The sequence below is a fragment of the Solibaculum mannosilyticum genome (genome assembly GCF_015140235.1).
GTDB lineage: Bacteria > Bacillota > Clostridia > Oscillospirales > Acutalibacteraceae > Solibaculum > Solibaculum mannosilyticum.
In genome coordinates this window covers 775,621-796,465 of record NZ_AP023321.1, presented here as the reverse complement: position 1 = coordinate 796,465, position 20,845 = coordinate 775,621, and the positions used below count along the sequence as shown (strand labels likewise).

At 50.6% G+C, this 20,845-nt stretch carries 16 protein-coding genes; 10 read left to right on the top strand and 6 right to left on the bottom strand.

What is annotated here, in order from left to right; all coding sequences use genetic code 11:
* Window positions 1–4: 4 nt before the first annotated feature.
* A complete protein-coding gene (locus C12CBH8_RS03760) occupies window positions 5–652 on the bottom strand; it encodes a site-2 protease family protein (RefSeq protein ID WP_159461276.1) in 648 nt (215 codons plus the stop codon).
* A 187-nt stretch (window positions 653–839) separates the two neighbouring features.
* Here C12CBH8_RS03760 and C12CBH8_RS03755 point away from each other — a divergent pair, with 187 nt between their 5' ends.
* Together C12CBH8_RS03755 and C12CBH8_RS03750 are read left to right on the top strand one after the other, a co-directional pair.
* Window positions 840–1,436: a uracil-DNA glycosylase gene (locus tag C12CBH8_RS03755; RefSeq protein WP_215533568.1), complete on the top strand. Its 597-nt coding sequence runs from the start codon at window positions 840–842 to the stop codon at window positions 1,434–1,436.
* 113 nt (window positions 1,437–1,549) lie between these two features.
* Complete coding sequence (locus tag C12CBH8_RS03750) at window positions 1,550–2,644, top strand: hypothetical protein (protein WP_215533567.1); 1,095 nt, start codon at window positions 1,550–1,552, stop codon at window positions 2,642–2,644.
* A gap of 102 nt (window positions 2,645–2,746) precedes the next feature.
* Here C12CBH8_RS03750 and C12CBH8_RS03745 read toward each other — a convergent pair whose 3' ends face one another.
* Both C12CBH8_RS03745 and C12CBH8_RS03740 read right to left on the bottom strand, forming a co-directional pair.
* The gene (locus C12CBH8_RS03745) at window positions 2,747–6,223 is read right to left on the bottom strand and encodes a GH92 family glycosyl hydrolase (RefSeq protein WP_215533566.1); all 3,477 of its coding nucleotides are present in this window, start codon (window positions 6,221–6,223) and stop codon (window positions 2,747–2,749) included.
* 384 nt (window positions 6,224–6,607) lie between these two features.
* Window positions 6,608–6,859, bottom strand: coding sequence for a hypothetical protein (locus C12CBH8_RS03740; protein WP_215533565.1), 252 nt, complete (start codon window positions 6,857–6,859; stop codon window positions 6,608–6,610).
* A gap of 258 nt (window positions 6,860–7,117) precedes the next feature.
* Here C12CBH8_RS03740 and C12CBH8_RS03735 point away from each other — a divergent pair, with 258 nt between their 5' ends.
* The 8 genes from C12CBH8_RS03735 (at window position 7,118) to dapA (ending at window position 17,617) form a co-directional block, all read left to right on the top strand.
* Complete coding sequence (locus tag C12CBH8_RS03735) at window positions 7,118–9,817, top strand: sensor histidine kinase (RefSeq protein ID WP_215533564.1); 2,700 nt, start codon at window positions 7,118–7,120, stop codon at window positions 9,815–9,817.
* A complete protein-coding gene (locus tag C12CBH8_RS03730) occupies window positions 9,810–10,508 on the top strand; it encodes a response regulator (RefSeq protein WP_090266661.1) in 699 nt (232 codons plus the stop codon). The genes C12CBH8_RS03735 and C12CBH8_RS03730 overlap by 8 nt, the downstream gene beginning before the upstream one ends.
* 362 nt (window positions 10,509–10,870) lie before the next feature.
* Window positions 10,871–10,948 (top strand): potassium-transporting ATPase subunit F, encoded by a 78-nt coding sequence (locus C12CBH8_RS12025; RefSeq protein ID WP_090266805.1) that lies wholly within the window; start codon window positions 10,871–10,873, stop codon window positions 10,946–10,948.
* Between the two features lie 21 nt (window positions 10,949–10,969).
* Window positions 10,970–12,754: a potassium-transporting ATPase subunit KdpA gene (locus C12CBH8_RS03720; RefSeq protein WP_099323364.1), complete on the top strand. Its 1,785-nt coding sequence runs from the start codon at window positions 10,970–10,972 to the stop codon at window positions 12,752–12,754.
* 15 nt (window positions 12,755–12,769) lie between these two features.
* A complete protein-coding gene (gene kdpB, locus C12CBH8_RS03715) occupies window positions 12,770–14,830 on the top strand; it encodes a potassium-transporting ATPase subunit KdpB (RefSeq protein WP_215533563.1) in 2,061 nt (686 codons plus the stop codon).
* Between the two features lie 17 nt (window positions 14,831–14,847).
* Entirely contained in the window at window positions 14,848–15,516 is a 669-nt protein-coding gene (gene kdpC, locus C12CBH8_RS03710) for a potassium-transporting ATPase subunit KdpC (RefSeq protein WP_090266668.1), read from the top strand.
* Window positions 15,517–15,576: 60 nt separating this feature from the next.
* On the top strand, window positions 15,577–16,431 hold the full coding sequence (locus C12CBH8_RS03705; RefSeq protein WP_099323363.1) for a hypothetical protein: 855 nt from the start codon (window positions 15,577–15,579) through the stop codon (window positions 16,429–16,431).
* Between the two features lie 229 nt (window positions 16,432–16,660).
* Complete coding sequence (dapA, locus tag C12CBH8_RS03700) at window positions 16,661–17,617, top strand: 4-hydroxy-tetrahydrodipicolinate synthase (RefSeq protein ID WP_215533562.1); 957 nt, start codon at window positions 16,661–16,663, stop codon at window positions 17,615–17,617.
* Between the two features lie 65 nt (window positions 17,618–17,682).
* Here dapA and C12CBH8_RS03695 read toward each other — a convergent pair whose 3' ends face one another.
* From C12CBH8_RS03695 to C12CBH8_RS03685, 3 genes are all read right to left on the bottom strand, one after another.
* Window positions 17,683–18,705: a sensor histidine kinase gene (locus tag C12CBH8_RS03695; RefSeq protein ID WP_246441690.1), complete on the bottom strand. Its 1,023-nt coding sequence runs from the start codon at window positions 18,703–18,705 to the stop codon at window positions 17,683–17,685.
* Window positions 18,702–19,370, bottom strand: coding sequence for a response regulator transcription factor (locus C12CBH8_RS03690; RefSeq protein ID WP_215533561.1), 669 nt, complete (start codon window positions 19,368–19,370; stop codon window positions 18,702–18,704). Before C12CBH8_RS03690 ends, C12CBH8_RS03695 begins: the two co-directional genes overlap by 4 nt.
* An 87-nt stretch (window positions 19,371–19,457) precedes the next feature.
* Window positions 19,458–20,735, bottom strand: a complete 1,278-nt coding sequence (locus C12CBH8_RS03685) for an HlyC/CorC family transporter (protein WP_090266810.1) — start codon at window positions 20,733–20,735, stop codon at window positions 19,458–19,460.
* Between the last annotated feature and the right edge of the window lie 110 nt (window positions 20,736–20,845).

Below are 20,845 nucleotides of genomic sequence, written 5' to 3'. Positions count from 1 at the left end.
CCGCTTATACAAGTCCCAGTGCCTTAAAGGGCAAATTCACCAGCCACCATAATCCGTTGGTCACCTTGTTTCCCAGAAAAGCAAGCGGCCAATCCAGCACGCCTACCACCAATAATAACATGAGGCCGATCCAGATGTAACGCTCATACTGCTGGATTTTATAATTCCATCTATCGGGAAGAAAGTAGCTCACAATACGGGACCCATCCAAAGGCGGACAGGGAAGCAGGTTAAAGACAGCCAACGAGATATTAATGGAAGCTAAAGTGGTAAAGAAGAAGGAAACGGCCTGCCAAACCACCAACGTCATGGGGATAAAGCTGACCAGACGCAGCACCAGCATGGCGAGAAAGCCCATAATCAGGTTGCTGACCGGTCCGGCCAACGCGGTGATGGCCATACCCGATTTGGGATTCTTAAAATTGCGGGGATCCACCGGCACAGGCTTTGCCCATCCGATGCCCACCAATAAAATCATCAGGGATCCAAAGGGATCCAGATGAGCGCCCGGATTGAGGGTCATACGGCCGTTCCATTTGCCGGTATCGTCCCCCAGCTTATGGGCCATATAGGCGTGGGCGAATTCATGCACCGGCAAAATAGCCACCAGCACAAAAGCCCGCACCAAGATGGATAAAATAATCTGACTCATATCTCCGCTAAACAAAGAAAGCACTGTCATCACCTCATCGTACTATTATAACGTCCGATCCCCCAAATTACAAGGCCGGCGACAAGCAATCCCTTTTTCTTCCCTTTTCCCCATGAGATAGCTGACAGAACGTCTGGGATGTGGTATGATAAAGGTCATATTCTGTTTTCCGGGGAGGTTTTTGATTATGATCGAAAGTTGGGAGGAATTGGAGGCCCAGTGTCTTTCGTGCCGCAAATGTTCCCTTTGTGAAACCCGTACCAACGTGGTGTTTGGAGTGGGGAACCGTCAGGCCGAAGTACTGTTTGTGGGCGAAGGTCCCGGCCAGCAGGAGGATCTAAAAGGGGAACCTTTTGTGGGCCGCGGCGGTCAATTGCTGGACAAATATCTGGCTGCCGTCGGATTAAAACGCGAAAGCATCTATATCGCCAACATCGTCAAATGCCGTCCGCCGGAAAACCGGGATCCCAAGCCGGAGGAACAAGAGGCCTGCATCGGTTGGCTGCGCAATCAGTTTTATCTCATGCGCCCTAAGATCCTGGTGTGTTTGGGCCGTATTGCCGCCATGAAGCTCATCAAGCCGGATTTTCGCGTCACCAAAGAGCACGGCCAATTCTTTGAGAAAAACGGTATCCTGATGATGGGCACCTATCATCCTGCCTCCATCCTGCGCAATGCGCGCCAAAAACCGGAGGCTTTCGCCGACTTCACCGCCCTGCGGGACAAGATCAAAGAGATGTGTCCGGATACCCCTGTTTTGGATTTAGAGCCGGTTTCCTTCTAAAAGAAGCCGCAAAGACGATTCTCAAAATTGTATCACCCTTTCCGTTTTTTGAATAAGATGGGCTAGATGGATGCCGTTTCACCCAATAAAAGGCATCCGAACGGAGGGAATTTGTGATGCAAGATGATGCGTTGAGAACGCGCTTTTTTTTAGGTTCCAATTCTCCTGTGGGATTCGTAGGTCGGTTTGACCGGCTGTATGATCCGCTGGACGGCTGGAGGGCTTTTTTGATCAAGGGAGGGCCTGGAACCGGCAAATCCTCCCTGATGAAGGGCATCGCCAAAAGCGTAGGGGATGCCGGTATTCCGTTTGAACTGGTTCATTGTTCTTCCGATCCCAATTCGCTGGACGGGGTCATCTTCCCCAGCTTAAAATGCTGCCTGCTGGATGCAACGGCCCCTCATGTGGTGGAACCCAAGTTCCCCGGCGCCTGCGAAACCATTGTCAACCTGGGGGATCACTGGGATCATGCTTTTCTCCACAAGCATTATAAAGAGATCATCGCTACCTCGCAGGCCTGTTCGGCGCTGCACGAACGGGCTACTCGGTTTTTAGCAGCTGCCGGAAGTCTTCAGACCGATACTTACCGCTTCGCCTTGGAATGTACTGACACTGCTAAAATCAGCCGTTATGCCAGTCGTCTGGCCCGTCGGGAATTGGGGCCGGCTTCCGATCAGATGGGCAAAGAATCCATCCGTCTGCTGAGTGCCATAACCCCATTGGGCCCCATCTTCTTTGAAGAGACCATTGAAAAACTTTGTCCACGTCTTTTTGTCATCCAGGATGAACACGGCGCTTGTTCCCGCTTTTTGCTGGCACAGCTCCGTTCCTATGCCTTAGCCGCCGGACACGACATTATCTCCTGTTTCTGCTCCATGTCCCCGCACGATAAGCTGGATCATGTGCTGATCCCCTCCTTAGGGCTGGGATTTGTCACCTCCAACTCCTGGCATGAACCGCATCTCACTCCCTATCGCCGCATCCATCTGCAGCGGTTCACCGATACGGAAAGACTGCGCCTCAAACGGCAGCGCATCTCCTTTAACCGCCGCGCTGTACGGGAACTCATCGGGGAAGCCTCTTCCCGCATGCTGGAGGCTAAGGCCATTCACGACGAATTGGAAGCTTTTTACATCCAGGCTATGGACTTTAAAGCCGTCCAACAGCGCCAAGCCGACCTGGCCAAACGGATTTTATCCGGTTCCTAAAAGTTTTATAGCACAAAAGCAAAAGGCCTTCTGGTATGATCCAGAAGGCCTTTTGCTTTTTATCAGTTAAAAGGAAAGGAGACGGAAATTTTTATCCTTTTGTTAGCGAAGCTCTACCTTTTCACAAAGAGGGGACCACTCCCCGTCTTTCCAAACGAATAAGCTGTAGGACATGCCGCCAACATCACTGGGAATGTCCAACAAGGTACTGGTAATGCCATCCTCTACAGCCGACATGGTACAATCCATCATTTTCCCAGATGCATCATACAGCGCCGACACCACATGAGCTGATACCATTTCCTCACTCACGATGGTTACATCAGCCTTCAGCTGTGTCCCTGCCGCGTCAGCCAATGCCATTACGACATCTCCATTCGCGCTCAGTACTGTAGTAACGATACTATCCCGTTGTACCAATCCATCCAAAGCTTCTTGCACCAGCTGCGTCTTCTCCTCAATGGTCTCTAATACAGCTTCCTGATCCCGTAAAAGGACATTGGCTTGGTCTATCTGTTTCTTTAAAGCCTGGATGGATTCCAATGTATACTGTTTCTCATCCACAGACGCCGCTTGTTCTACAAGACCAAGAAGCGCGCGTTTTGCTTTTTCCAGCTTTTCAAAGGCTTCGGTTTCCTCTTGGGTCCGAGAATATACTTCCGCATACGCAAAGCTGATGGATTTTCGATTGCTGCCGCCGGCATCGCCGGTGGCTTTACCTGCTACACGTACCTTTATGGTGTGCTGGCCCATCTCCAGAATGGGAGTTTCATACACTAGGCCGATGGGTGCACCGTTGCCGGTAGAGCCATCCCGATAGAAGTCCACTTCCACTTCCGGACCGCCGTCAATCGAGATGGCACCCATACCTTGGTTACGGCTCAGGGCGGAGTACAATTTTAGCTGTGTTCCCTCAAAGACAATGGTGTAGTAATCCTTGGGAGAGGGATCTTTCACGGGAGCAGCCTGGACATAATTGGCATACGAGTTCCATTTTCCTTTGATGTACACTTTGTTGAGCGCCGGGGACGACGCTGTATCACCATGGGAGATCTTGACGCAGGGTGCCGAAGGTTCCAATGTCTCTACTGCTGCATGAAGTTCGTTATAGGCGGTCTGGATCTCCTCCTTGGTACTGGTTTCCTCGTCATAGACCTTCTTTGCCTCTACAATTTCATCCTGCATCTTCAGGAAAGAAGTAACGGTATAGGCATCCTGCTCCAGAATTTCAGCTTCGGCGATTTGATGCTCCAGTTTGCTGCTCTCCAAACGGATGGGCAGTTCCGGGGTTTTGACGTCCTCGTAGGTAGGAAGCGGCTCCACACGATAGTCCGAACCCCAAGTGGACGGTTCTGCACCCATTTCAAACTCAATGGTTCCGCCGTTTATGATCTGCTCGTGGGTTAGAACCGGGATATTCAATGCTTCTCCGTTAAGGGTGCCCGACTGGATGTACATATTCTCCTTAGAATTGTTGTTGGCGATGATCTCAAAGTCCTTATCCTCATAATGAATCGTGGCTTTGTCGAAGAAGGGGCTGCCGATCATGTACTGGGCCGAGGCGGGATTGACGGGATAAAAGCCCAGTGAACTGAGAATATACCAGCTGGACATCTGGCCACAATCATCGTTGCCGGTCAGACCGGCCGCCGGGTGATTGGCGTAGTTTTCCTCGGCGATCTCACGCACTAGGCGCTGTGTCTCCCAGGGTTTTCCACTAAAATCGTAAAGATAAGCGTAGTGATGGGATGGTTCGTTTTCATGGACGTTCTGTCCTGTGGCAAAATAATTATCCAGTTTGTCGTTGAATCCATCACCCATCAGTTCCATAAGGCCGCCGAAATCCTGGAACACGCAGTAAGCGTAGTTCATTTGACTGCCTTCAGTCCAGCCTTTGTCGACAAAGTTCCCGTAGGAATCACGGCTTTGCAGCAGACCGGTTTTTTCATTAAAGAGATTTTTGTAGTTTTGAGAACGGTTGACAAAATACTCATAATCATCTTGTTTTCCCAGCTTTTGGGCCACCTGGGCGATACACCAGTCCTCATAAGCTCCTTCCAGGGTGTTGGAACCGGATGCGCCGGTTTTATCCTCCGGCACATAGCCGTACTGCATCATCCAGCTTAAGCCGGCTCTCGCTTCGTAAGGAACGCCATTGGCACGGTCGCCCCAGCGTTGGGTATTGTCGTACTTGGGCGCAACCATACCGTCCTTGAGTACGGCCTCGTAGGCAAGGTCCAGATCAAAGCCGTCAAAGCCTTTGTTGATGGCCTCGGCCACTAGGGAATCCGCCGGGGTTCCGATCATGATGTTGGTATAGGAAGGGTTGGGCCATTTTGGCATATAGCCGCCTTCCAGGTAGTTGTTGAGCAAAGAGCTGATCATGCCGTCGATGCGTTCCGGCGCAACCAGGGTTAGGAAGCTGTTTTCCGCCCGGTAGGTATCCCACAGGGAAAAGGAGGTATAGGATTCTCCTTCGTGAATCTGATCGTCGTAGGCGCTGTAATACCGGCCGTATTCTGAGAACTCCACCGGGAAAAGCAGCGCATGGTACATGGCAGTGTAGAATATGGTCATATCCTCTTCCGAAGCGCCTTCGATCTCAATGTTGTTGAGCTTATCTTCCCACGTCGTTTTTGTCTCCTCTTTCATCTCGTCAAAGGAGATGGGAGAAGTCCCTATGCTTTGTTCGTGTTCCAGATTCTCCCGAGCCTGCTCCAGGCTGATGAAGGAGGATGAAACACGTACTTCAATCATTTCATTTTCTTCTGTGTCAAAGGTCACATAAGCGCCGACATTTTTGTCGGTTGCTGTCGTCCCGCCTTCTTGCAGCTCGCCGTCAAGCACGGTGCCGTATTCCGCAAAGGGTTTGGAATACTGGATCACATAGTAACATCTGAAATTAGGCAGTTCGATTTCCGAAAGATGAGCGTCCTGCCGGTCGGTATTGTAGCCGGTAATTTCGCCCTTTTCGGGATCAATGGTAACACTTCCCACCTTGTTGTCGCGAGACATCTCGGTATACAGATTGGCCATTTCATTTTCCGGATAAGTAAACCGCAGAATGGAAGTCCGGGAAGTGGCAGTCATCTCCGTCCGGATGGAGCGGTCTTCTCCTGCGTCCATGCTGACTGAATAATAATAGGGTGTTGTAAGTTCGTCTTCGTGGGTAAAGGGTAATTTTCGCTCATCCACTCCGGTCTTTACCGAATCAATGCCGGGCATCATGGTCATATAACCAAAATCACCCATCCAGATCGCCGGCTGATGAGTGGCTTGGAATCCGCTCATTTCGGTATCGCAGTACCGATAAGCGGTTCCGCTGATTTTATTTTGACGGGTTTGTGGAGTCCACTTGGTCATGCCAAATGGAGTAGATACCCATGGTACCATACCGCCGAAATTGGATGCCTTGTTGTGAATCTCCGGGTCGTGATCCGTACCAATATAAGGATTGACATAATCCACATAATTGGTTTTAGACGGCTCTGGTTCTACAGCCATTATGCTGCTTGGAAGTAAGCTCATCGTCATGGTGCATGCCATGGCGACAGCCACTAACTTCTTCATAATCCCCATATTACTGCCTCCTTTTGTATAAAGAGATACATTTGAGTTGGTTCTCTTTTAAATAAGGCAGTTCTGGTGATGAAAAAGCATTCTGCTATTTTCTTATTTTATTTTTCACCGGTCAATGGAAAATTAAAAATAGTATTGCTCCTTCTTCTTTTCACCAGAATATCAATAATTAAAAAACAATTATTTTTCAAATTTATTATAACATATATATTTTATATTTTCAATGTAATTTATAAAATAGTATATACATTTCACCTTTTATATGCTTTTATTTCGTGTAATTTGCTAAAACTAACTCTCTCAAATCAAAAAAGCAGTTTCTGGAAATTTTGTTTTCCCAGAAACTGCTTTCAAAATATTCATTAGATAAGCCGAATAAATCTTCTATAAAATAGTCGAAATAGCCATCGCAGTCAGATAAATTACCGTTGTGATCAAGGATACCGCGGTACAAATGGCAACCGGCATCCCTACAAAGCAGCATGCATAGGCCATATAAATGTGGCGGTCGAAATACGCCGACATCTTAGACCATACAGTTTGCTTGTTCCCGGACGACCCTTTTGTGACAAAACCACGATGACAAGGACGTCGATTGACCACTGGATCTGCAACAGCACTTAAACTTTTCAGCATAACGACTTTCCTCCCTGTGGCATTTATTTTTTCACTGTTAGCATAACAGATTCCATCCTAAAATGGTGTTAGAAAATTCCTAAGGATATTAGAATTTTATTAAAACAATCGGCAAAAGCTAGAAAAAAGAGGAAATCACGTATTACCTTTATGTTATCTTAATGTCACAGCGCTGTTTTTTATATCATGAAAATGTCATTTGTGTTATTATAATGCATGTATAATAATTGATCCGAAATAGGAATAGGGTGATACAATATGGAGGAGCAACGGCCTAATCCACAACAATTGTTGAAGTCAATCCGCGTCCAAGAGGGACAGAACGGTCAAGGCAAACTCAAGATCTTTTTCGGATATGCAGCAGGCGTCGGCAAAACCTATACCATGCTGGAAGCCGCCCATCAGGCCAAGCAAAACGGTATCGATGTAGTGGTAGGCTATGTGGAACGCCATATCCGTCCGGATACCTTGGCCCTTCTGGATGGTCTCGAGCAGCTCCCCTGTAAGGAAGTGGATTATAAAGGCGTCACCTTAAAGGAATTTGATTTAGACGCTGCTCTCGCCAGAAAGCCGGAACTGATCCTGGTGGACGAATTGGCCCATAGCAATGCCGCCGGATGCCGCCATGAAAAACGGTATCAGGACGTGGAAGAACTCCTGAGAGCAGGCATTAATGTCTATACCACCGTCAATGTGCAGCATCTGGAATCGCTTAATAATCTGGTAGAATCTATCACAGGGATCGCTGTCAGCGAACGGATTCCCGACCGGGTTTTTGATTCCGCCGGCCAGGTTGAACTGGTGGATATTGAACCTGCGGATCTGATTGCAAGGCTTCAAAAGGGAAAGGTATACCGGAGCGGCCAAGCTGAACGGGCTCTCGATAACTTTTTCTCTCTGGAAAATCTAGCGGCCTTGCGCGAAATCGCCCTGCGCCGTACGGCCGACCGCCTCAACCGTTCGGCCCAGAAGCTGGGCAACGAAGCGGCTGCACGGGCAGGCGAGCATATTCTGATCTGCTTATCCAGCTCCCCTTCCAACGCCAAAGTGATCCGCACTGCTGCACGGATGGCCGAAGCCTTCCACAGCGGCTTTACCGCTCTCTTTGTAGAGACGCCGGAAACCAAGGAACTGAAGGGTGAAAATCTCAAGCGATTAAGGGATAATCTGCGTCTGGCCGAGCAGATGGGGGCACAGATCGCGACGGTGTATGGGGACGATCCTGCCGTACAAATCTCAGAATACGCCAAAGTAAGCGGTGTTACCAAGATCGTCATGGGACGCACCAATCATCGTCAGAATCCTCTTTTTAAAGGGAAGAGTCTAGCCGACAAGCTGACCAGTTTGGCCGGCGGCATCGACATTTACATCATTCCCGATACACAGCCCAGCTATTTTAAAAAGAAACTATTCTTTTCCCGCCGTGATGAACCCTGGTTCAGCTGGAAGGATCTTCTCAAGACCCTTTTGGTAACAGCTCTGGCCACCTTGATCGGGTTTGGGTTCTTTGCGTTGGGATTGCGAGACGCCAACATTATTATCATTTATATCCTCGGTGTTTTGGTCACCGCCATCTGGACTCGTGGACATCTGTACGGCGCTTTTGCTTCTCTGCTCAGCGTCGTGGCCTTTAACTACTTTTTTACCATTCCCCGCTTTACTCTGCATGCAACCGATCCGGATTATCCCGTCACCTTCCTCATCATGTTGATTGCCAGCATCATGTCCAGCACCCTTGCTACCCGCGTCAAGAAACAGGCTCGGCAGTCGGCGCAAAAGGCCTATTATACGGAACTGCTGATGACCAGCAGCCAAAAGCTCCAGCAGGGGAAGGACGAACAGGAAATCATCAAGTTGGCGGCGCAACAGCTTCATCTTTTGCTGGAACGTCCCATTCTATATGCCCTGGCAAAACCCGGAACGGAACTCCAGTTCCAAGCGACGCCTCCGGAACAAGGCGAAGCCCTTATGGCATCCCTGAATTCAGAGGAACGCGGCGTGGCCGATTGGGTGGTCAAGAACAACAAACGGGCCGGCGCCACTACCGGTACCCTCTCCCACGCGCACAATCTTTATTTGGCTGTACGCGGTTTACAAGGTGTCATGGGAATTGTCGGCATCCCTTCTCAATATTATCCTGAGCTGGAAGTGTTTGAAAAAAACCTGATGATTTCCATTTTAAATGAATGCGGTCTGATTCTGGAACGGAGGCGGTTCCGGGAGGAAAAACAGGCCATCGAGATGGAGACGCAACAGGAACGTCTGCGCTCCAATCTGCTCCGGGCCATCTCTCACGACTTGCGCACCCCTTTGACCAGCATCAGCGGCAACGCCGGCGTACTGATGGAGGAAAGTATTGTTCTAAGCGAAGACAAAAAACAGGAACTTTATCGGTCTATTTATGACGACTCCATGTGGCTGGTCAACCTCACAGAGAACCTTCTCTCCATCACCCGCATCGAGAATGGAACCATGCGGCTTCAAACAAATGCCGAACTTTTGGACGACGTCTTCCGGGAAGCCCTCTCCCATCTGGACCGCCAGGCAAAGGAACATTCTATCTCGGTCGAACTGCCCGACGACCTTCTGATGGCCAAAATGGACGTCCGTTTGATTATCCAAGTCATTATCAACATCGTCAACAACGCCATCAAGTATACCCCTGCCGGTTCTCATATTGTACTGCGGGCTGAAAAACAGGGATCTATGGCGGCCATCAGCATTTCCGACGATGGGCCCGGCATCCCAGACGATGCAAAAGCCCATTTATTTGATATGTTCTACACCGCCAGCCAGGGAAAATCCGATAACCGTCGCGGACTGGGATTGGGTCTAAATTTGTGCCGTTCCATCGTAACGGCCCACGGCGGCACCATTTCGATAACCGACAACGTCCCTCACGGCTCGGTCTTTACGTTTACTTTACCATTGGAAGAGGTGGATATCGATCATGTATAAATCAAGAATTCTCGTAGTGGAGGACGATCCCGCCATCAGCAACCTGATCCGCACAACCTTGGAGACACAGGAATACCAATACCATACTGCCCAAAACGGCGCCGGGGCTTTGATGGAAGTCATCTCCTATAAGCCCGACGTCATGATCCTGGATTTGGGTCTGCCGGACATGGACGGCGTGGATATTATCAAACGCGTCCGTGGATTTAGTTCCATTCCGATTATCGTAGTCAGCGCCCGCACAGAGGATCAGGATAAAGTGGATGCGCTGGATGCCGGGGCCGACGACTATTTGACAAAACCCTTTAGCATCGAAGAATTCTTGGCCCGGATCCGTGCAGCCCTCCGCAGAAGCCAGGCTGAGAAGGGGACTGTGGGAGAAGAGAGCAGCGTTTACACCAACGGCGATCTTAAAATTGATTATGCCGCCAGATGCGTCTATGTCAAAGACGTGGAGATCCATCTGACCCCCATCGAATACAGATTATTGTGCCTGTTGGCCCACAATACGGGAAAAGTCCTCACGCACAATCTCATCCTCAAGGAGGTATGGGGGGATACCTTGGCTTCGGACGTCCCTTCCCTGCGGGTCTTTATGGCCACCTTGCGCAAAAAAATTGAGAAGAATCCCTCCTCTCCTCAATATATCCAGACACATATCGGCGTCGGATATCGAATGATCCGTCAGTAATGTACCGCAAAAAAGCCGCTGTTCTCTCCAAAACTCACCTCTACTTCAATAGGATAAAAATCCCGTTTTTAGAGCTGCTATAAAAGATTTTATATGTTTTGAAATCCCCTTGTTCATTTTAAACAAGGGGATTTTTTATGCTCTATAATCTTAATGCGAATTTTATATCAGCCAAAAAACGCTAAGGCCGTATTCATAGGAAGACTGCTATAATAGACGGGAAATCGATGTGAAAAGGAGGAAGTTCGGAATGCTTGATTTGATCATGTTGGCCATTCTAGCTGTGAGCGTTGGTCTAGTCGGGCTTTTAATCCACTGGTGCCATAAGCAGGTAGATACCCACGAATGAAGGAGGAAGTCGTATGATTATACTTGGGGGTATTGTTTTGCTCATGGGTGTCTATCTCGTTTACGCGTTGGTACACCCGGAAAAATTCTAAGTCTTACAGGAGGATTTCACTATGGTACAGCTCATATTGACCATTCTCATCTATTTGATAATGGTCATCCCGGTGGGCATCTATGTTTACCATATTGCGGCCGGAAAACATACTTTTGCCGATCCTGTATTTAACCGCGTCGACGGTTTCATCTACAAGATCAGCGGTATCCGTCCGCAAAGGGGTATGTCATGGAAAAAGTACGCTGCTGCCCTGCTGGGTACCAACGGCGTCATGATTCTGCTGGGATACATTATTCTGAGAATTCAGAGTCTTCCCATTTTCAACCCCAATGCCATTGGGAACATGGAAGAGTCCCTTTCGTTTAACACCATCATCAGCTTTATGACAAACACCAACCTCCAGCACTATTCTGGTGAATCGGGTCTTTCCTACCTCTCCCAGATGCTGGTCATCACCTTTATGATGTTTGTCTCGGCTGCCAGCGGTTACGCCGCTTGCGTGGCCTTTATCCGCGGCCTGGCCGGTAAAAACAAGGATAACGTCGGCAACTTCTTTGTCGATCTGGTTCGCATCACCACCCGCGTTTTGATCCCCTTCTCCATCATCGGCGGTCTTCTGCTGGTTTGGCAGGGCGTTCCCCAGAACCTCAGCGGCAACATCGTCGTCGATACTCTGGAGGGCGCCAAACAGGTGATCGCCACAGGCCCGGCAGCCGCGTTGGAAATCATCAAGCACTTAGGCACCAACGGCGGCGGTTTCATAGGCGCGAACTCCACAACCCCGATTGAGAACCCCACTATCATTACCAACCTCATCGAGCTCTACTCCATGATGCTCTTGCCTGGCGCATCTGTCATCACCTTCGGTAAGATGGTCCGGGATCGCAAACGTGCTGAAAAGAAAAACATTGTTGCAACTGGCGCCACCTCTCCCCTCAAACAGAGTCCTATCCGCAGAAGCTTGACCGTTTTCATGTACGGAAGAGAAGGTCGTACCATCTTTGCCGCTATGGGCATCATCTTCCTTATCGGTTTGGGCGTCTGCTACTGGGCAGAGCTTCAAGGCAACCCGGTTCTCGCCGATTCAGGTTTGAGCCAATCCATGGGCAGCATGGAAGGTAAGGAAGTCCGGTTCGGCATCGCCCAATCGGCCATGTTCACCACAACCACCACCTCCTTTACCACCGGTACCGTCAACAACATGCACGATACCTTGACGCCGCTGGGCGGTATGATCCCGCTGCTCCACATGATGCTCAACGTGGTGTTTGGCGGTAAGGGCGTCGGCCTGATGAATATGATTATGTACGCCATCTTGGCGGTGTTTATCTGCGGCTTGATGATCGGCCGTACACCGGAATACTTAGGCAAAAAGATCGAAGGCCGTGAGATGAAGCTCACTGCTTTGTGTATCATCATCCACCCCTTCCTGATCCTCGCTTTCTCGGCTTTGGCCATCGGCCTTGTCAACGTCCTACCGGACAACAATGGCATTACCAATCCGGGATTCCATGGATTGTCCCAGGTTCTTTATGAGTTCTCCTCTTCAGCGGCCAACAACGGTTCCGGTTTTGAGGGACTGGCCGATAACACGATGTTCTGGAATATCACAACCGGTTTGGCCATGTTCTTTGGACGGTATTTGTCCATTGTCATTCAGTTGGCCATCGCCGGATCGCTGATGAAGAAAAATTTCGTCAACGACTCGGTCGGTACTCTGCATACCGATACCTTCTCGTTTGCCATTATTCTGGTGTTTGTCGTGTACATCTTCGCGGCTCTTACTTTCTTCCCGGTCCTGGCGCTCGGCCCCATCGCGGAGCACCTAACCCTCTGGTCATAAGGAGGAACCATTGAAATGAGTAAAAAACACAACCAAAAGCTGATTACTCCAGAAATATTCCGTAATGCGGTAATCGGCTCCTTTGTAAAACTGAATCCCAGGTATATGATGAAAAATCCCGTGATGTTCGTCGTAGAAGTGGGTTTCGTCATTACCTTGATTCTATCCATCTTCCCCGGCCTGTTCGGGGACGTGGGAGATACCAATCTTCGGGCCTATAACATCATTGTATCGGTTATCCTGTTTATCACCGTGCTGTTTGCAAACTTTGCCGAATCGGTAGCCGAAGGCCGCGGCAAAGCCCAGGCGGAAAGCCTGAAAAAGACCCAGAAGGCCACCAAGGCCCGTCTGCTCAAAGAGGACGGCTCCGAAGAGGAAATCCTCTCCAGCCAGCTGAAAAAGGGCGACATCGTCATGGTGGAGGCCGGAGAAATCATCCCCGGCGACGGCGAGGTCATCGAAGGCATCGCTTCGGTGGACGAATCGGCCATCACCGGTGAATCGGCGCCGGTCGTCCGTGAATCGGGCGGCGATTTCTGTTCGGTAACCGGCGGCACCACCGTGGTTTCCGACTGGCTCAAAATCCGCATCACCTCCGATCCCGGCAACAGCTTCCTGGATCGCATGATCGCCTTGGTCGAGGGCGCTTCCCGTAAGAAAACGCCCAATGAGATCGCCCTGAACACCCTGTTGGTTTCCCTGACCATCATCTTTATGATCGTCATCGTCACCTTGTACCCCATCGGCATCTACTCCGGCGTTCAGCTGAAGATCTCCACCCTGATTGCCTTGGCCGTCTGCTTGATCCCCACCACCATCGGCGGCCTGCTTTCGGCCATCGGTATCGCCGGTATGGACCGCGTCACCCGCTTTAACGTCATCGCCATGTCCGGTAAGGCCGTGGAGGCCTGCGGCGACGTGGACACCATGATCCTGGATAAGACCGGCACCATCACGTACGGCAACCGTCTGGCCGCCGATTTCTTCCCGGTAGGCGATGCCAATCGCAGCGATTTGGTCCGTTGCGCAGCCCTCACCTGCTTGCACGATGAGACTCCCGAAGGCAAATCCACTTTGGAACTGGCCCGTCGGATGGGCGACAATTCCACCGAACCGGCTGGTTCCAGCTTCATCGAATTCACAGCCCAGACCCGCATGAGCGGCGTGGACCTGGCTGACGGAACCAAGATCCGCAAAGGCGCTTCCGAAGCCATTGAACAGTATGTCAAGAAGCTGGGCGGTAAGATCCCGGCCGACCTTCACGAACAGGTCGACAAGATCTCCAGCCTGGGCGGTACTCCCCTCACCGTCTGTGAAAACGACCGTATTCTGGGCGTCATCTATCTGAAGGATACTGTAAAGCCCGGCATGGTGGAGCGTTTTGAACGTCTGCGCGCCATCGGCATCAAGACCATCATGTGCACCGGCGACAATCCTCTGACCGCCGCCACCATCGCCAAGGAAGCCGGCGTCGACAGCTTCATCGCCGAATGCAAACCGGAAGATAAAATCGACGTCATCAAGAAGGAACAGGCCGAAGGCAAGATCGTCGCCATGACCGGCGACGGCACCAACGACGCTCCCGCCCTGGCACAGGCAAACGTAGGTCTGGCCATGAACAGCGGCACCACCGCCGCCAAAGAGGCCGCCAACATGGTTGACTTGGATTCCGACCCCACCAAGATCCTGGAAGTGGTCGAGATCGGCAAACAGCTGCTCATCACCCGCGGCAGTTTGACCACCTTCTCCATCGCCAACGACATCGCAAAATACTTTGCCATTATCCCGGCCATGTTTATGCAGGCCATCCCGCAACTGAGCGTGTTAAACATCATGCATCTGGCTTCGCCGAACAGCGCCATCCTCTCCGCATTGATCTTTAACGCCATCATCATCCCCTGCCTGATCCCCCTGGCCATGAAGGGCGTTAAATACCGTCCCATGTCTTCCGGTAAGACCTTGGCCAGAAACATGATGATCTTTGGCGTCGGCGGCATCATCACACCCTTCCTGGGCATCAAGATCATCGATATGATTATCCATCCGTTGCTTACTCTGCTTGGGTTTGGCTTATAAGGAGGACGATATAAGCTATGAAAGAGTCTGTAAAACATTTCTTACACGGAACAAGACAAGCGGTAATCGTTACCATAGTCCTGATGTTGATCTGTGGACTTTTGTTCCCGCTTCTGTTAACCGGTCTTTCCTCCCTGATTTTCCCCCACCAAGCAGGCGGCAGCCTCTTGGAGGTCAACGGTCAAGTGGTGGGCGCCGAACACGTCGGCCAGGAATTCACCGAGGATTATTACATGTGGGGCCGTCCCTCCGCTTACCACTACAACGTCTATCTGGAGGACGAGGAAGGAAATCAAACCTACACCGACGGCACCGAATTCCCCGGCATCGGTTCCGGTTCCAACAACTACGCCCCCTCCAACCCCGATCTTGACGCCCGCGTCCAAGAGGACATGGAGAACTTCCTGGCTAAGAATCCCGACGTCAAGAAAGAGGATATCCCCACCGATCTGTTGACGGCTTCCGGTTCCGGTTTGGATCCCGATATCTCCCCCGCCTCCGCAGAGATCCAGATCCCCCGCATTGTGAAGGCTTCCGGCCTGAGCGAGGATACCGTACGCGACATCATCAGTCAGAACACCGAAGGCAAGCTCTTGGGCATCTTCGGCGAAGAGACGGTCAATGTCTTGGGCGTTAATATCGGCATCTATGAGGCTATGGAATCGGCCTCTTCAGACGCCGAGTAAAAACCAATACAAAGGATTAGGTGAGTTAGCATGCTGCACTCCTATCAAGAAGCATCCAGAATGCAAATCCCTTTTCCAAAGCATGTGGCAAAAGCAATTCCTGGACGGGAATTGCTTTTGCTGTTATGCGGGGTCAATCATTGGCTGGAAGAGGAACCCTCTGTCTACAGCGTTTCCCAAGGGAAATCACTTTTTATTCTTTATCGAAACGTCGCCTTTCACATCGACGATTTTTGGGAACTGTTCGCCCTCTCCATGGCGAACATCGACAAAACCTGGTCCATTTGTGCTTTGGGTACCGCGCAGAATCAGGAGACGGTACGGTTATTGTCCCAAGAAAAGGACGGTTCCCTTTCCCTCATTCAACAAAGCCTTTCGGGCAAATCCACTTCTTCCCTAGAGACGCTTTGCTTTCAAGTGGACTGTCCCGATCAGGAGACGTCCGATCCTCTTTACAGTCTCCTTACCTCCATCAACTGGCGGGTTGGACTGGCCGCCCTGGACTGGAAAGACGCCGATTTCCTGCGTCAACAAAAGCTGTTTATCGGCCCGGATCCCGGAGGCTTCTACTGTTACGGCGGGACAGAATCGGATGGTTCCTTTGGCGATTGTCTGCTTTCACTCAACTTTATGCAAAAAATCGCGCTTTGGAACGCCTTCTTAAAAGACGGCTTTGAACCCATAGAGTTTGAATGGCTGGCCGAAGAGATCGCAGAAGATACCCTTTCCAATCGGATGGAATGGGAACTGGCCCTTTATCAGGTCATGGAACAGCTTCATTTTCGGCTCATCAATCAAGAAAAAGCCTTCGAGTTATTTGATGCATCGGGACGCCGGCTCTATTTCGGGGCCGACGGCCGAAAAGCCGCTGCATGGTCGTTATTGAAGATTCTGTTCCCGCTTAATTATCAGTAGTCCTTTGGATGAAACAAACCTCCCACGTCTTTTTCGCCGTGGGAGGTATTTCTTTGGAGGCGGATGGCAGCAGGCTCCTGCCCCTCCATTCTTTTTTATTTTTTAATCCCTCGGTGGATAAATTAACACCATTTTAATTTGACCTGTGCTATAGTAGTTGTCGTACAAAACGGCTGACGATTTTGAACTTCTCCTTTTGGGGAGAAAACAGAAATGAGGAAATGATAGTATGAAGCAGACCATATTCACCGGTTCCGGCGTAGCCCTGGTTACCCCTATGAACCCCGACTTATCTGTCAATTACGAAATGCTCGGCCAACTGATCGACTTCCATCTTGAGAACAAGACCGACGCCATTGTGATCGCCGGCACCACCGGCGAAGCCTCCACCTTGACGGATCAAGAACATCTTCAGGTCATCGAATACACTGTAAAGCGTGTAAACCACCGCATTCCGGTCATCGCCGGAACAGGCAGCAACAACACCGCTCATGCCATAGAGCTTTCCCAGGAAGCCGAACGGCTTGGTGCCGATGCCCTGCTGGTGGTAACACCCTATTATAATAAATGCTCGCAGAAAGGGCTTTTCCTTCATTTTCAGGCCATCGCTCAATCGGTATCACTGCCCATTGTGCTTTACAATGTACCCAGCCGAACCAGCGTCAACATTCTCCCCATCACTTACTATAAGCTCAGTGAGATCCCCAATATCGTGGCCGTCAAGGAGGCCAGCGGCAACTTCTCACAGATTGCTAAAATTCTTTCCCTATGCGGCGACCGCTTGGACGTCTATTCAGGCAACGACGATCAAATTACATCCGCTCTCGCCCTCGGCGCCAAAGGCGTCATCTCGGTCCTTGCCAACCTGGTCCCGCAGGATACCCACGACATCTGCCAGAGCTATTTTGACGGGAATCCCGAACAAAGCGATAACCTCCAGCTCTATTACCTGGAGCTCATTGAAAATCTGTTTAGCGATGTCAATCCCATCCCGGTAAAGCATGCGCTCAACGCCATGGGATTTGAAGTCGGTCCTTGCAGGCTTCCCCTCTGTTCCATGGATGAGACGGCGGCTGAACGTCTATTAGGCAGCTTATACCGGTACGGCCTGATGGAGGAGAAAAAGGCCGGTTCCGTCACGGTACGGCGTCCTCAGGAAGCCCTGCTGTGGAGGAGAAATCACTGAAATAATGTAACAGATCAATAAAAACAGGCCGACGGCAAATTTACGCCGTCGGCCTGTTTTGTTTTTCATTCGTCCACTTTGACAAAGGTCCCCTTCGGAAAACACAAGGTCACCCGGGTAAACTCTCCCTGCCTCGACTGGATGGACAGTTCAAGCCCCAGCTTCTCGGCCAGACGGCGGCACAAATAAAGCCCGATACCGGTGGATTTTCTTCCACTCCGGCCGTTTTGTCCGGTAAACCCTTTGTCAAAGACCCGGGGAAGATCGCTTGCCTCTATGCCGATGCCGTTATCCTCCACACAGAGGCGCACGCCGTTTTGTACGTCTTCCGCCCAAATCCGGATCACCGCCCCTGACTCCCGGCGGTACTGGACGGCGTTAATCAGCAGCTGATCCAGCATGAATTCCAACCATTTGCTGTCGGTATAAACCGTCTTCTCCAAGCCGTCGGTTTGAACGCCCATCTGATTGCTGAGAAGAATGCGTTTGTTTTGCGCAATGGCCCCGTGGACGCACTGGGAAAGCGGCACCTCTTTGATGAGATAATCCTTTTCCACGTTTTCACTGCGTGCATAGAAAAGGGCTTGTTCCACATAGCGCTCGGTGCTCTCCAGTTCGGACAGGACCTTCCGCGTGGCGTCCGACCGGTTGTTCTCACAGATCAGTTTGATGGCGGATATGGGCGTCTTGATCTCATGCACCCACTGTTCAATGTAGTCCTTGTAATCCCGGCGCTCGTGCTGGATGTCGGTGATGCGCTCCATCATGGATTTATTGGCCATGCGAAGCAGGGTGTAAAACTGCCTGTCCTGGATAGACACAGGTCTTTCCATCACCTCAGCGATGAGATACCGATGTTCCAATCCCTGTGCCGTCTCCATCAGATTTTTAAAATACCGCTTGCGTCCTAGAAATCCCACGATCAGGACCGCCGCCAGCAACAGTCCCCAAACAACCAAAATAAGCGCTACGCTGCCCGCCTCGTTGCCCAGGGCGATGAGATAAAAGGCCAGAAAAAACATACACAGGATGTTGAGAACAATGGTAAGCGTCTTATCCTTTGCGTATTCCCAAAATGTAAACGTCATATCATGTACCCCTGTCCCCTCTTGGTGGAGATGAGATCCCCCATCCCGATGGTCTCCAGCTTCCGTCGAATTCGGGTGACGTTGACGCTCAAGGTGTTGTCGTCCACAAACATCTCGTTGTCCCACAAATACTCGATGATGTCGGCCCGTGAGACGATCAGCCCGTGATGGAGAAACAGATAATGCAAAATCTTCAATTCATTTTTGGTCAATTCCACACTTCTGCCTTGGTAGGATACCGTCCCTGCCGCCACATTGAGATCCAATCCCCGATAGGTTAAGCCGTGATCGGCAAAAGAATCGGGATACGCCCGTTTGAGCAGGGCGGCGATACGAGCTAAGAGAATGGAGGAATTGTAAGGCTTGGTGATGAAATCATCCCCGCCTAAGGTGATGCTGGAAAGTTCGTCCATATCGGTGGCGCGGCTGGTGACAAAGATAATAGGTACGGAGGAAAAACCCCGGATTTCGGTGCACATCTGGAACCCATCCTTGCCCGGCAGGTTGATATCCAGCAAAATCAGATCGGGTTTTTCCTGCTTTACAAAATCCGCGACCTGATAAAAAGAGGGCGGAATGACCACATCATATCGATTGTTTCGCAAAAGCAGGGCCAGCTCCTCCCGGATGCTGGGATCGTCCTCCACAAGCATCAGCTTCGGCATAAGATTTACTCCTTTCTCATTCCTGCAAAGTAACCAAGAGCCCCGGCGGCCACTTCCTGACGCCGGGGCTCTCTTCAAACCGCAACATTACGATTTTTGTTTTTCTTCCTCTTCCGGCTGCTCTACGGTAACACATGCCTCCACCAGACGGCGTCCGTCGGTCTTGGTGACCGTAACCTGAAGATTCTCAAAGGTAAACCTATCTCCCTTTTCCGGGATATGCCCCAACTGTTCGGCCGCCCAACCGCTGACCGTCACCGAATCAAGGTCCAAGTCGTCCACTGAAATATCCATATTCAAATATTCAAACATCTCGTCCAGATTGGCGTTGCCCGCCACCAGGTAACGGGAATCATCGATCTTTTTAAAGAATTCAATGATCTCATCGTGTTCGTCCCAGATCTCGCCCACCAGTTCCTCCAGGATGTCCTCCATGGTGACGATGCCCATGGTGCCGCCGAATTCGTCCACCACCACCGCCAAATGGGAGTGATTTTTCTGCAACGTGCGCAACAGATCGGAAATCTTAATGGAGGGGGATACATACAGCACCCTTTGAACCACCGGCAGGATGGTATTGCGATGGTTGTACATCTGGACGTAAAAGTCCTTTTCGTGGATGACGCCGATAATAGCATCCACATTGTCCTTGTAGACCGGAAGGCGGGAATAATTGGTCTTGACAAAAATCTCCTGCAAATCCTCCATGGAGATATACTGGTTGACGGCCACGAGCTGCACCCGGGGCGTTAAAATATCCTGGGCCTCCAAATCGTCAAACCCGATTGCCGAACGGATCAGGTCCCCTTCGGTCTCCTTGATGCCGCCGTCCCGCTCCACTTCGTCCACCACCGTCAGGAGTTCCTCCTCGGTCATGCCTTCGCTCTTCTTGAGGCGGAACATCTTGGCAAGCAGCTTCTTCCACTGGGAAAACAGGAAGTTAATGGGGGTCAGAACCACCAACAGCACCTTCATAATGGGGGCGCTGAAATAGGCAAAGGATTCTGGGGATTCCTTGGCAAGACTTTTAGGGGATACCTCGCCAAAGATGAGCACCACCACCGTCATGACAATAGTGGACAACGTAACGCCTGCATCGCCAAAATAGGCGGTGAAGATGACGGTGGCCAACGAGGCCGCAGCGATGTTTACAATGTTGTTGCCCACCAGGATGGTGGAAATCAGTTTATCGTAATTATCGATCATGGAGAGGATCATGGCAGCTCGTTGATCACCGTTGCTTGCCTTATTTTTCATACGAATCTTGTTCAGGCTGGAAAAGGCCGTTTCTGTAGCCGAAAAGTACGCCGACAATATCACCAGGATTGCTAACGCGATGATTAACCCTATACTGCCATTGGACACAAAAAACACTCCTACACTTTTTAAAATTGTCACATAATTTCTTTTCATTATAGCATTTCCCAAACAGGGCGTCAAACAGTACTTCCCTTGACAAAAAGCCTTGGGAAAGC